The organism is Hyphomonas beringensis (assembly GCF_000682755.1).
GTDB lineage: Bacteria > Pseudomonadota > Alphaproteobacteria > Caulobacterales > Hyphomonadaceae > Hyphomonas > Hyphomonas beringensis.
The window spans coordinates 40,435-53,273 of sequence record NZ_AWFF01000043.1 but is presented as its reverse complement, the minus strand read 5'-3'; the positions used below and the strand labels follow the sequence as shown (position 1 = coordinate 53,273).

Annotated in this window: 12 protein-coding genes and 1 tRNA gene; 3 read left to right on the top strand and 10 right to left on the bottom strand. The window is 60.3% G+C overall.

The genetic code is table 11. The annotated features are described in order from the left end of the window. The first annotated feature begins 74 nt into the window (after positions 1-74). The gene (locus HY29_RS10815) at positions 75-1,871 is read left to right on the top strand and encodes a patatin-like phospholipase family protein (RefSeq protein WP_034796681.1); all 1,797 of its coding nucleotides are present in this window, start codon (positions 75-77) and stop codon (positions 1,869-1,871) included. 3 nt (positions 1,872-1,874) lie between these two features. Here the strand turns inward: HY29_RS10815 and HY29_RS10810 are convergent, their stop codons facing one another. From HY29_RS10810 to HY29_RS10795, 4 genes are all read right to left on the bottom strand, one after another. Next, entirely contained in the window at positions 1,875-3,047 is a 1,173-nt protein-coding gene (locus HY29_RS10810; protein ID WP_034796680.1) for an isovaleryl-CoA dehydrogenase, read from the bottom strand. Positions 3,048-3,083: 36 nt separating this feature from the next. Next, a complete protein-coding gene (locus tag HY29_RS18515) occupies positions 3,084-4,274 on the bottom strand; it encodes a lysozyme (RefSeq protein WP_051601416.1) in 1,191 nt (396 codons plus the stop codon). Positions 4,275-4,381: 107 nt separating this feature from the next. Beyond that, a complete protein-coding gene (gene mgtE, locus HY29_RS10800; protein ID WP_034796679.1) occupies positions 4,382-5,764 on the bottom strand; it encodes a magnesium transporter in 1,383 nt (460 codons plus the stop codon). A gap of 145 nt (positions 5,765-5,909) precedes the next feature. Further along, positions 5,910-6,323, bottom strand: a complete 414-nt coding sequence (locus tag HY29_RS10795) for a MarR family winged helix-turn-helix transcriptional regulator (RefSeq protein WP_034796678.1) — start codon at positions 6,321-6,323, stop codon at positions 5,910-5,912. Positions 6,324-6,587: 264 nt separating this feature from the next. Here HY29_RS10795 and HY29_RS10790 point away from each other — a divergent pair, with 264 nt between their 5' ends. Further along, the gene (locus tag HY29_RS10790; protein WP_155838288.1) at positions 6,588-7,244 is read left to right on the top strand and encodes a tetratricopeptide repeat protein; all 657 of its coding nucleotides are present in this window, start codon (positions 6,588-6,590) and stop codon (positions 7,242-7,244) included. A gap of 1 nt (position 7,245) precedes the next feature. Here HY29_RS10790 and HY29_RS10785 read toward each other — a convergent pair. After that, positions 7,246-7,330, bottom strand: a tRNA-Leu gene (locus tag HY29_RS10785). Positions 7,331-7,415: 85 nt separating this feature from the next. Here HY29_RS10785 and lipB point away from each other — a divergent pair. Next, a complete protein-coding gene (lipB, locus tag HY29_RS10780) occupies positions 7,416-8,126 on the top strand; it encodes a lipoyl(octanoyl) transferase LipB (protein WP_034796903.1) in 711 nt (236 codons plus the stop codon). Here lipB and HY29_RS10775 read toward each other — a convergent pair. The 5 genes from HY29_RS10775 to HY29_RS10755 form a co-directional block, all read right to left on the bottom strand. Next, positions 8,111-8,923 carry a DUF805 domain-containing protein gene (locus tag HY29_RS10775; RefSeq protein WP_155838287.1) on the bottom strand — a complete coding sequence of 271 codons (813 nt, stop codon included), beginning with the start codon at positions 8,921-8,923 and terminating at the stop codon, positions 8,111-8,113. The genes lipB and HY29_RS10775 overlap by 16 nt on opposite strands. A gap of 23 nt (positions 8,924-8,946) precedes the next feature. Further along, positions 8,947-9,483: a DUF805 domain-containing protein gene (locus HY29_RS18510; RefSeq protein WP_051601415.1), complete on the bottom strand. Its 537-nt coding sequence runs from the start codon at positions 9,481-9,483 to the stop codon at positions 8,947-8,949. A gap of 145 nt (positions 9,484-9,628) precedes the next feature. After that, positions 9,629-10,063, bottom strand: coding sequence for a DUF805 domain-containing protein (locus HY29_RS10765; protein WP_241765186.1), 435 nt, complete (start codon positions 10,061-10,063; stop codon positions 9,629-9,631). 74 nt (positions 10,064-10,137) lie between these two features. Beyond that, positions 10,138-10,650 (bottom strand): DUF805 domain-containing protein, encoded by a 513-nt coding sequence (locus HY29_RS18505; RefSeq protein WP_051601414.1) that lies wholly within the window; start codon positions 10,648-10,650, stop codon positions 10,138-10,140. A 149-nt stretch (positions 10,651-10,799) separates the two neighbouring features. Continuing rightward, positions 10,800-12,803 (bottom strand): acetyl-CoA carboxylase biotin carboxylase subunit, encoded by a 2,004-nt coding sequence (locus HY29_RS10755; protein WP_034796664.1) that lies wholly within the window; start codon positions 12,801-12,803, stop codon positions 10,800-10,802. Positions 12,804-12,839: the final 36 nt, after the last annotated feature.

Genomic DNA, 12,839 nt, shown 5'->3' with positions numbered 1-12,839 from the left:
GCACGTGTCACGCGGGCGTCACGTGAATTTGAAACAGACAAGCGAAAGACAAAGGCTATGAAAAGGATATCAGAATGGGCATGTTCTGGGACATGGGCACCGATATCACTCCCCGTCTCCAGGCGATCTCCTTTCTGAAGGATGTGCCGGGCCGCGCCATGAAGGCCGCCGGCAAGGAAACCACCTGGTTTTCAATTCCCGCAGGCAAGCCGCTCTTCCTGGCAGGCGAACCAGCTGACACGCTGTATTTCGTCATGTCCGGCACGCTGGGCATCTTCCGGCAAGGCCCGCACGGCAAGACGGAATTCATCGGACATATCCGGTCCGGTGAGCCTGCAGGCGAAATGTCTCTCTTCCAGGGCGGCATCGACCTGACCGGCGACGGCCTGCCGAATGATGCCCCGCATAACAGTTCCGTCTATGCCATCCGCGATACCGAACTCGTCGGCGTCTCCCGCAAGGGCTGGGACCGGATGGTGCGCGCGGAGCCGGAATTGCTGGAATCGATGATTCGCATCATCATCACGCGGCTGGGCAAGCCAATGGAGCGAGTGGCGGGCGCTGCGCCGAAAGTCTTCGCGCTGGTGGCCACCTCCCCCACGATTGATCTCTCCTTGCGGGCGCGCGCCCTGAAACAGGCCTGCGACCGGCTCGGCAAGAAATGCATTGTCGTCACCAATCGCCAGGGGGATGGCAAACCGGCCGCCTATTTTGACGAGTTGGAGAAGACGCATGATGTGGTCATCCTCGTCTCGACGATTGGCGACAGTGCCTGGTATCGCCTGTCGACGCGGCAGGCTGACCGGATCTGGGTGGTCGGCCGGGCAGATGCGCACCCCTCCCATCCGCTGATGCCGGATGATGAATCCCCGGCCCGCGCCCTGAAACTGGTCGATGTCATACTGCTGCACCATGCAGAGGATCGTCCCGGTGCCCCGGCCAGCCGCTGGCTGTCTGCTGCGGGCGCCAGCCGCATCTTCCACTGGAGCGGCATGGAGGGTGAAGACTGCAACCGCCTGGCGCGCATCATGTGCGGCGTGTCCGTCGGCGTGATCCTGTCCGGCGGCGGCGCGCGGGCCTATTCACATATCGGCGTCGTAAAAGCATTGAGAGAACTGGGCATCCCTATCGACTTTGCCGGCGGGGCGTCCATGGGCTCAGTCGTCGCGGCCTGCGTGGCGATGGGCTGGAGCGATGAGGAAATCGAACAGCGCATCCGCAAGGCCTTTGTCGATTCCAATCCGTTGGGGGACTATCACCTGCCCGTTGTCGGCATGGTGAAGGGCGCGCGCGTCAACCATCGCCTGAAGGAGCATTTCGGCGAAGTGGATATCTGCGACCTGAAAGTGCCCTTCTTCTGTACCTCCACCAATCTGACCTCCGGCAGCTCGCGCATTCACCGCACGGGTCTGCTGCGCGAGGCCCTGCGTGCGACGATCTCCCTGCCCGGTATCCTGCCGCCAGTCGTGGACGGCAAGGATGTGCTGGTCGATGGCGCGGTGCTGAACAATTTCCCGGCCGATGTGATGCGCGATCTGCACCGCGGCCTCGTCATCGGATCCGACGTGACCCGCCAGCCGGAAAATATGGATGTCGAAGAGTTCGCCAACCCGCCCGGCTTCTTCCAGTGGGTGTTCAAGAACGGGTTCTCCAGCGCGCCGCCGATTGCCGGCCTGCTGATGCGCGCGGCAACCATCCGTGCAGATACACAATTCGGCCACGACATGACGGATGTGCTGATCCTGCCCGACATGGCCGATGTGCAGTTGCGTGACTGGAAGATCTATGAAGAGACCGTCCAGGCTGGCTATGAGGCGACGATCAACGCCCTGAAGGACAAGAACATCAAGGCGATCAGCGGCGCAGCCTGAGCGCTACGCCGTCTCGCCGAAGAGTTCGCGGCCGATCAGCCAGCGGCGGATTTCGGATGTCCCTGCCCCAATCTCGTAGAGCTTGGCGTCGCGCAGAAGGCGCCCGGTCGGGTATTCGTTGATATAGCCATTGCCGCCGAGGATCTGGATCGCATCCAGCGCCAGCTTCGTCGCGGTTTCAGCCGCGTACAGAATGGCCCCTGCAGCATCCTTGCGGGTCGTCTCGCCCCGGTCGCAGGATTTGGCGACGGCATAGACATAGGCCTTGGCCGCGTTCATCTGGACATACATGTCGGCGACCTTGCCCTGGATCAGCTGAAACTCACCGATCGACTGGCCGAATTGTTTGCGGTCGTGGATGTACGGGATCACGACGTCCATACAGGCCTGCATGATACCGGTCGGACCAGCAGACAGAACGGCGCGCTCATAGTCGAGGCCGCTCATCAGGACACGGGCCCCGCCATTCAGCGGCCCCATGATATTCTCTTCCGGCACTTCGCAGTCTTCGAACACAAGCTCGCCGGTTTCCGACCCGCGCATGCCCAGCTTGTCGAGCTTCTGCGCGACGGAGAAACCTTTCATGTCACGCTCAATCAGGAAGGCGGTGATGCCTTTTGATCCGGCATCCGGCTCTGTCTTGGCATAGACGACCAGCGTGTCGGCATCCGGCGCATTGGTGATCCACATCTTGGTGCCGTTCAGCACATAGCGGTCACCTTTTTTCTCGGCGCGCAGCTTCATGGACACGACGTCAGAGCCGGCCCCGCTTTCGCTCATCGCGAGCGAGCCGAGATGCTCCCCGCTCATCAGCTTTGGCAGGTAACGGGCCTTCTGGTCGTCACTGCCCCAGCGGCGGATCTGGTTCACACAGAGATTCGAATGCGCGCCATAGGAGAGGCCCACGGACGCAGACGCGCGGGAGATTTCCTCCATCGCGACGACATGCTCAAGATAGCCGAGGCCCGTTCCGCCCCATTCTTCTTCAACCGTGATGCCCAGCAGGCCCAGCTCACCCATCTTGGGCAACAGGTCTCGCGGGAAGGTATCCGTCCGGTCGATTTCAGCGGCGCGCGGCGCGATTTCGTTTTGGGCAAAACTTGCCACAGTTTCACGGATCATGTCGGCAGTTTCGCCGAGATCGAAGTTCAAAGTGGGATATGTGTTCGGAATCATGGCCCTGCCCTAGCAAGGCTTTCCCGCCCTGTCAGCCTATTCTTGTTCTGCCAGCATACGATAGAGGTAGTAGACGGACACGAAAAGCAGAAAGCCGCTGCCGAGCGCAATCAATGGCCCAGCATAGGATTGCGTCGCAGCCTGACCCATATGGTTTGCGGCTGTGCCAACGAACCGGCGCATCCCCTCATAGAGTCCAACCATGCCAAGACCGGCCAGCAAGGCAAACGGCACCCAGCGCAGATTGCCTTGCCCCTTGTCGAACCCAAGCGGGCGATCATCCAGGGGTGGCTCTGCCTTGGCCGGGTCAACATAGATCGGGGCCAGATCATCAATCAGGCGGCGGTCTGTTTCCGGCAGGCGCAAAGGCTCCAGGCTGAGGGAGGCATCGAACTCAGGCGCGGATTGGCGGGCCTGGCGGTGGCGCTCTGACATGGAAGCAGGCGGCGGCGCTTCATTCGTCCCCTCCGGATCTGCCAGAGCAGACACGGCGCGGGTGATCTCATCCACGGTCGGATCGCCGCTTTCCTGTTCCGCCTGCTCGCCTGAGGCGCGCGAGGCATTCTCACCCAGGATACGCGTCAGGCGCTCGGCCACGGCGCGGGCAGCGGCTTGCGGCGCAGTCTCCCGATCAGCCGGGCGCGCAGCGCGCAAACGGTCAGCTTCCGTGCGGGCCTCAACTATGATCGGCTTTTCCCGCGGCATGGCCACGCCGGAATGCGGGTCGCGCTCCGGACGCACCAGCGCGCCTGGAATGGCAACCGGCCCGCCAGACTGGGACAGGAAGAGCGCAATTTCGGCGGCCCGGCGACGCGCCAGCGCATCAATAATGCGGGCCTGGCCATCAACGCTGCCCCGGCGCCAGCTCATCATCGCTTCGCTTGCCAGAATGCGGTCGCCCGAATTGAGAAAAGCCAGCACATCAGACGACTCGAAAGCCTCTGACCCGATATTGAAGACAAAGGAGGCCAGCGCATCGAATTCGTTCTGGCTGAGCGGTGTGAACACGCAGGTGTACAGCACGTCTTCGACCTGTTTGAGATCATGGAAACGCAGGATCAGCTCGGCATCAAAGGCACCGACGGTCAGGCCGGCGCGTGCGGTTTCGGTATGGCCATAGCCGATCAGCCAGCGTCCGTCCGGCAGGCGGCTGGCGCGCGCACGGAAGCCTTCGAAGCTCTTGATAAGCTCGACCCCCTTATCTGATGTGCGCATTTGCCGGGCCATGCAGCGGCATCCCATTTTGAAACACTTGGACTTTTAACTACCTGCCAGTGCTGCAAAACTCGCGCCCATTCACCCGAGGGGCGAGAAACAGCGAAAAAAACGCCTGTTTACAACAGGACGATCGTGGCAAGCCCGAGAAAACTGAAGAAGGCCATCACATCTGTCAGCGTCAGCACGAAGACGGACGAGGCGACCGCAGGGTCTGCCCCAAGACGCTTCAGCCCCAGGGGCACGAGAATGCCGGAGAAGCCCGCCCAGATGAATGTCGCGAGCATCGCCGCCCCCATCACAAGCGCCAGTTCGATATCACGGAACCAGACCAGCGAAATCAGCCCGACCCCCACCGCGAAAATCAGGCCATTAACCAGCGCACTGGTCACTTCGCGCCAGACCGCGCGACGGGCTGCGTCACCATCCAGCTGACGCTCAGCAATCGCGCGCACGGCAACGGCCAGGCCCTGACTGCCGGCATTGCCACCCAGCGCCGCCACAACCGGCATCAGGACAGCCAATGCCACAATCTGGGCAATCGTCGCCTCAAACAGCGAAATGATGGCAGACGAGATGAAGGCCGTGAACAGATTGACGCCCAGCCACGGGGCGCGGGCCTTCACAGTATCCCATACCGTGTCCGCGCCATCGGCCGAGTTCACGTTCAAAAGAGAGAGCAGGTCTTCGGCGTTTTCTTCCTGCATGACATCGACCATGTCATCGACGGTGATCATACCGACAAGACGGCCGCCATCATCGGTCACCGGCGCAGAGGCCAGTGAGTATTTTCGGAACTGGAAGGCCACCTCTTCCTGGTCCATCTCCGGCTTCAGGGTGGAGAGCGGATCTTCCATAATGTCTGACAGCTGCACATCACGAGGGGTGCGCAGCAAGGTGGCCAGCGAGACCGTCCCCAGCAGGCGGTGGCCCGGATCGGTCACGTAGAGTTCGTAGAAAACTTCCGGCAGTTCTTCGCCCAAAGCCCGGGCGTGGTCGATGGCATGGCCAACGGTCCAGTATTCCGGCGCGGCGACGAATTCCGTCTGCATGAGACGGCCGGCCGTTTCCTCTTCATAGGAGAGGCCGCGCTCCAGCTGAGCCCGGTCAATCGGCGCCAGGTCTTCCAGGATGCGCTCGCGGCGTTCATCCTCAAGGTCTTCCAGAATGGTCGTCGCATCATCTGAATCGAGTTCATCGAGCGCACTGGCCACGGCCGCGTCCGGCAGAACCTCAACGGCCTCTTCCCGATAGGAATCGCGCAGCTCGATCAGGATGTCGGCGGGCAATTCTCCGCCGAGCAGCTCAACGGCCTCGGAGAAGGTGTCAAAGGACAGCGCTTCCAGAAGGTCTGCGGCATCCGCAGGGTGCATGCGCTGAAGTGTGCGCGCCAGCCAGCGCGTATCGCGCTCATCGACCGCATCGATGAGATCGTCCAGCAGGACCGGATCGACATTCGGCGTCTCGGCGGCCTGCGTCGGCTGGGTGGGCGTTTCAGTCATGGCGCTCTCTTGCCGGGCTACAGCCAATGCGGCAAGGCCCGATTACGTTGACCTAGCAGGGATTCGCGCGAATCTCACAGGGCTTCCACAAGGCAGGCGGACCGGGGTGGAAATTGGCGCCCCTCCCCGCTCAGGCCTGACCGCATTAGCGGAGCGCGTTCAGACCGGCCTTCAGATGGTTCCGGCCTTCTTCCCCCAGTCGGGCTTCGGTGCGGTCCTGCACCTCCTGCCAAAGCGGATAGGCCTCTTCCAGACGGCGTACCCCCAATGTGGTCAGCAGCAAGCGGCGACGGCGGCCTTCGCTCTCTTCCCCTCGGAAGATGAGGCCAGCCTTCTCCAGAGGCTTCAGGTTTCGCGACAGCGTTGTGCGATCCAGCGCCAGCAGGTCCGCCAGTTCGGAGATGGAGTCAGGCTCGTAACGACCGACTGCATTGAGCAGGCCGAACTGCGTCACTGTCAGGCCGACAGGACGCAGCGCGTCATCATATTCCCGGGTAATGCGGCGTGCAGCCCGCAGCAGACGCCCGGCTGTGCAGCGTCCGGTGACATCATCATGCATCGAAGAAGTGCTCATAACGTGTAGATACATGCCCGCGCGGAAACTTCAATATGTTCAGTATTTCTAATGAAAGGAATTCCCTCTTCTATCTTGATTACGCAGTATAGTGCATATACATCATAATTGTCGTCGCTTTCGTCACTCAGGCGGTTTTCCCGTAACGCGGCGGCATCACTACCCCCGCCCGGAACCCCACACCGGGCGGGACTTTTCTTCCCAATGCAGCACGATTTTTGTCGTGCATATACACTAATGGAGTTTCTCATGCGATCCACCGTCCGCGCCTTCCTCCTCTCCGGCCTGTTCGGACTGGCAGCCATACCCGCCCTCGCCGGGCCAGACATTTACCGGGCCGGCACCAGCCCCGCCAGTGAATGCGCCGACGAACTGGCACGCACGGATGGAGCTTCCCTGCGTCTGCTGCATCTGTGCGATGAAGGCGCAGCGCAGCCGGACCTCACCGCCAAAGGCCGCGCGGCTGCCCTGGCCAATGCGGGGACGGTGCGCCTGCGCTTGGGCAATCTGGAAGAGGCCGTCATTCACCTCTCCAAAGCGCAGGATCTTGGGGCGCCAAAAGACAGCGTCATAAGCCTCAGCGCCGCCCTGATCCGGCTGGAGCGCGCCGAAGAGGCCGCAACCCTGCTGTCAGACCTGAATGGCGTCTCGCCCGACCTTATGCCCACAGCCCTGTACAATCGCGCTACGGCACAGCTGCAGCGCGATAATACAAAGGCCGCCTATCTTGATTTGCTGGAAGCCACACGCCTCGCGCCGGACTACGCCCCTGCGCAAGAGCTGCTGACGCATTTTACGGTGACTCCCTATTCCGCCATGGCCGAAGCTGGAGAGGAAGAGCGAGATCCTGAAACGGACTGCGTAGCCGCAGCGCGGCGACATCAGATTGATGTTTTCAGGAAATGAATGGTGCGGTCGAGAGGACTCGAACCTCCACGGGTTGCCCCACAGCGACCTCAACGCTGCGCGTCTACCAATTCCGCCACGACCGCACATTTCTCATTCGAGGCAGACGGGCCGTATAAGGCGACACCAGCCCTTTGTGAAGCCCCGAATGTCGCCTATATGCCTCCCGTGATGCAGAAATTTCCAGACACCGAATGGGCCGTCTCTGACAGCCAGGTCCCTTACGAAGCCGCCGTCCAGTTCATGGAGGCCCGCGCCCGCGCAATTCGTGAGGATGGCGCGCCGGATCTGGTGTGGTTCCTGGAGCATCCGCCGCTCTATACGTCCGGCACCTCGGCCAAGCCTGAAGACCTGCGAGACGCCAATCGGTTCCCGGTTTTCGATGCCGGTCGTGGCGGCCAGTATACCTATCACGGCCCCGGCCAGCGTGTGGCCTATGTGATGGTCGATGTTGCCCGCCGTGGGCGCGATGTACGTGCTTTCGTGCAGAATCTGGAAGCCTGGATCATTGCTGCGCTGGGCGCCTTCAATGTCGAGTCAGGCCCCAGAGATGGCCGCGTGGGCGTCTGGGTAGACCGGACACAGGCTGGCGGCCCGCTGCGCGAAGACAAGATTGCCGCCATCGGCGTGCGCCTGAAGAAATGGGTCAGCTTCCACGGAATTTCCCTGAACGTGGAACCGGAGCTGGAGCATTTCTCCGGCATCACCCCGTGCGGCATCGCTGACCCGCGCTATGGCGTGACCAGCCTGGTGGACCTTGGCATTCCCGCCACGCTGGCGGAGGTCGATATGGCGCTGAAGGACGCGTTCGAGACGGTCTTTGAAAGTCGTCTCGTGCGGGTTGCAGCGCCACTGGAAGGCTCGGTTCAGGCCGTCGTCTGATAGGGTTTAGGTGCGGTGGACAATTTGCGCTGCTCTTCCTGGGTCAGATCACTCCCGGTGCGCAACGGGCCGACACCGCCATTCGGCAGACGCGCGACATGCAACAGGGTCCACAACATGACCGGCAGCCCAGCTAGTGCCCACAACAGAGTGGCCAGCCCCATGCCCCCGCCCAGCGCCATTTGTTTCATGGTCGGCTGCGGGCCACGGCGACCACGGGCCTGCGCTGGCTTTGGCTTAGCCTCAGCCTTGGCCTCTGTGACAGGGGCAGCATCTGCGGCCGCACTGCCCTCTTCTTTCTTCTCAACAGCTGCAGGCGCGGATTGAGCCTTCTGGGCTTCGTACCCTGTGACCCCCATCATTACACCGCCAGCAAAACCGACAAGCCCTAGAATAAGCGGAATCAACACGATCATCGCTTTCAGGGTCGAACGGTTGGCATCTGCCAGACGGCGCATATGTGCGACCCAGGAAGTGAGGGCCGTGACAATCGTGAAGACGAAAAACGGCACCAGCAGTGCAGGTATGGGCAGCGGGAAGAAACCGAGCGGTTTCCAGGCTGCGCCAAGATCGGCCCCGGCCATGCTAGCGATGGACACCGAAAAGACCGGCACGATAAACAACAGAATGCGCCCCATGAACATGAAGGTCCAGGCCCGGCTGAAATGCAGCTTGCTGGTCATGCCGAAGGGATTGAACAAGGTCTGCAGCCAGTCCATCCGTGCAGGATCATCCCGTTCATCCCGGATCCAGGGCCGGTGGTGATCGATGGGTTCAGCCATATGATGAGACGACATGGTCTTGCAGTCCTTTCAGGAACTCATGAAAACGTGTTGGCCGCGCCGCCCCTGCCCGGAGGCGGACCGTAGCGATTGCTGTCAGGGTCAGAGGGCAGCCTGCTGCCGATAAAGCCAAGCACAGCACTGCTGAGCAGGAAGCTGGCGATCAGCGTGGGCGACAGGGCGCGCGCCAGGATAGACTGGTTTTCCTGCATGAAGGCCTCGGCACTGGAGGAATCTCCGCTCATCACATAGCCGAAGAACTCCATGTACATTTCATAGGCGTGCGGCGTCAGCATGGGCAGCAGCACCATGGTGACGATGGTGTTCACAACAATGTAGCCGAGCAGGAACAAGAGGTAGAGCCAGCCGGATTGCCCGGCATCGTGCAGGCGCTTCGAGAAGACGCAAACATACATGTAGATAAAGCCCAGGGATATCAGGCCGAAGACCGGCGAGATGAAGACTTCCCCCAGTTGCATCAGCATGTAGCCGCCCGTCAGCAGGATGAAGCCGCGCAGGAAAGTGCGCGGGCCAATACGGCCTTTCGGACTGAGAAGGACATGTTGTACGTCCATATTGTGCAGGTCTCCTGAGGTGCGCGCCCGGATAGGGTCATCCCCTCTCTATGTACACGTCTTATCAATAAACGATAAATGCATGCAACAAAAAAGAGCCGGGCACAGGGCCCGGCTCTGCAATCTTACCTATGTGGGGCAGATCTTAAACGAAGGTATCTGCCGCCATGCCGGGGTTTTTCGGATCAGAACCATATTTGTTCGGGCCAACCGTACCAGGGATCAGGCTAATCACAAAAACGGCAATCCCCACCAGGCTGCCAATGAACGGGATCAGTGCAGCCAGCAAAATCCAGCCCGTGATGTTCACATCATGCAGACGGCGAACTGTCAGCGCGATACCTGGGATGAGAACTGCCAAGGCGTAGAGAACAAGAACGATAAAGACCAGATAGGCCAAAGGACCGGGTCCATCACTGGAGGCCCCGATTGAGCCCAAGACGCCAGCAAGCACCATGCCCACAACCATCACTAGGAAATTGAACAATTGTACCCACCAGTATTCAGACCGGCGAGACCGTCCCTGAAAATCGGTATAACGGGCAAAGAACATTTTTACTGCGTCTGGAAAACTGACCATTCTTAAAGGTCCCCTTTAAAAAATGGGTATGGCGCAACGCCATACCCTGACCACTACAAATCTAATGATGAAATTCAGGCTGTCGGCGGACCGTACTGGTTTTCGACCGGGTCTGACTTGAACAGCCCCATGACAAATCCGACCACACCGACCGACAGGGCGGAGGCAATGATATTCGGAACAAGGCTGGCTTGGGCGATGCGGCGGGAATGCTCCATCGTGGCAGCCATCATGGCGGCAGGGTCATTGCTGGCGGCCATGTTTTCCAAATCTCGCTGCATCTCGGCCTGCATGCCAGCCACATCGACGCCAAAAAGCGGCGGCAGGATGAGGCCCGCGATAAAGGAAACAATAATGGCCAGAACAACCATGGCGACGGTCAGCCAGCCTGTTTTCCCCGCATCATGAAAGCGCTTCACATGAACGGCGATCCAGGGCCAGAACAGGAGTATCGATAGAAAGCCTATAAACGGCGAAGAATACGCCGACAGAACAGTCAAAATCACGCTGATGACCAGCAGAACGATCACGCCCTGCCAGTATGTCGACTGTGCGATGCGTCCGTTCGGACTAAAATAAAGTGCCATGACGTCCCTCCGTTGCAGGCCGGTCTTTGTAACACATGTTTCGTTCCCGGCCATGGGAATGGGGGACAAAATCTCTTTGTCCCCCACCGTTAAGGAGAGGATACCGGTATAATTCGGTTAGCAGCGGGTTAATCTGACCAGGCCGGGCCTTAGTCGAATTCGACCATGACCTCATCGGCCGCCACGCTGTCACCGGCGGCGACATTGATGGCTTTGACCGTTCCCGTGGTTTCGGCGCGAATGATGTTCTGCATCTTCATCGCCTCGACAACACAAACGGCCTCCCCTTCCTGCACGTCCTGGCCGACTTCGACATCCATCGAGACGACAAGACCAGGCATCGGAGAGATGACCAGTTTGGACATGTCCGGCTTTTCCTTTTCAGGAAGGCGGGAATGCAGGTCAGCCACTTGAGGCGTGCAGACCAAGGCGCGCAGGGCCACACCGCGGTGGCGGAAGAGATACCCTTCGGTCCGGTCTGCGAACTTCACGGCAAAGGACTGTCCATCCAGCAGGCCTTCGACCAGATGCACGCCTGGATACCAGCCGGTCACCAGCGTATGCGTCTTGCCGCCATTGATGGTGATCTCCGCTTCGCCAACATCGCCCAGTTCCAGTGTCACCGGATAGTGCTTGTCTCCCAGAATGACGACCCATTCCGAGCGCGCCTCTTCCGGCGGCGCCATGCGGCCACTTACGTCCGCCGCGCGGCGCGACAGGAAGCCATGCACATAGGCCGCGGCGCAGATAAGCTGGGTTTCCTGATCATCGGTGGGCTCAACCCCGTTGAAGCCGTCCGGGAACTCGTCCTTGATATACGCCGTCGTGATCTGGCCGGAGCGGAAGCGCGGCTCATCCATAACAGCGGCAATGAAGGGCATGTTGTCCTGAATGCCTTCAATGTGGAAACGGTCCAGCGCTTCCCCGTGCACATCCAGCGCCGTATCACGATCCTTGCCCCAGGTGATCAGCTTGGCGATCATCGGGTCATAGAACATGGAAATCTCGTCGCCTTCACGCACGCCGGAATCCATGCGCACTTCGCCCTCGCCCAGCTTGCCTTCCGGCGGCGCCTTGAAGCGCTTAAGACGGCCAATCGACGGCAGGAAGTTGCGATACGGATCTTCGGCATAGACACGGCTCTCGACGGCCCAGCCATTGATGCCGATGTCGGACTGTTTCAGTTTCAGCGTCTCGCCATAGGCGACAAGCAGCATCTGCTCGACCAGATCTACGCCGGTGATCATCTCCGTCACCGGGTGCTCCACCTGCAGGCGGGTATTCATTTCAAGGAAGTAGAAGCCCTTGTCCTTGCCGGAAGCGACGAATTCCACGGTGCCGGCGCTGTCATAGTTCACAGCCTTGGCGAGGGCCACGGCCTGCTCGCCCATCTTTTTGCGGGTTTCAGGATCGAGCAGCGGAGACGGCGCTTCCTCGATCACTTTCTGGTTCCGGCGCTGAATGGAGCATTCGCGCTCGTTCAGATAGATGCAGTTGCCATGCTTGTCGCCCAGCACCTGGATCTCGATGTGGCGCGGCTCAAGAATGAATTTCTCGATGAAGACGCGGTCATCCCCGAAGGAAGACTTCGCCTCGGCTTTCACGGCGGGGAAGCCTTCTTCGACTTCCTTGTCATTCTCGGCGATGCGGATGCCCTTGCCGCCGCCGCCGGCAGACGCCTTGATCATGACCGGATAGCCGATCTCACGGGAAATCTTGACCGCTTCCTTCGTGTCCTCGATCAGGCCCATATGACCTGGCACTGTGGACACGCCAGCTTCGGCAGCGAGTTTCTTGGAGCTGATCTTGTCGCCCATCGCTTCAATGGCGTGAGCATTTGGGCCAATCCAGCCAATGCCCTCTTCCTCAAGACGCTTGGCAAAAGCAGGGTTCTCGGACAGGAAACCAAAGCCCGGATGGATGGCTTCTGCGCCGGTTTCCTTGACCGCCGCGATGATCTTGTCGGCGACCAGATAGGATTCCGAAGCCGGCGCCGGGCCGATGTGCACGGTCTCGTCCGCCATCTCGACGGCCATCGAACCTGCATCCGCATCCGAATAAACAACGACCGTTTTGACGCCAAGGCGCCGACAGGTCTTGATTACCCGAACTGCGATTTCTCCCCGGTTGGCGATCAGAATTTTCTTAAACATACTGTCTCTAGCCCACTGCAAACTCTTTCGGACATT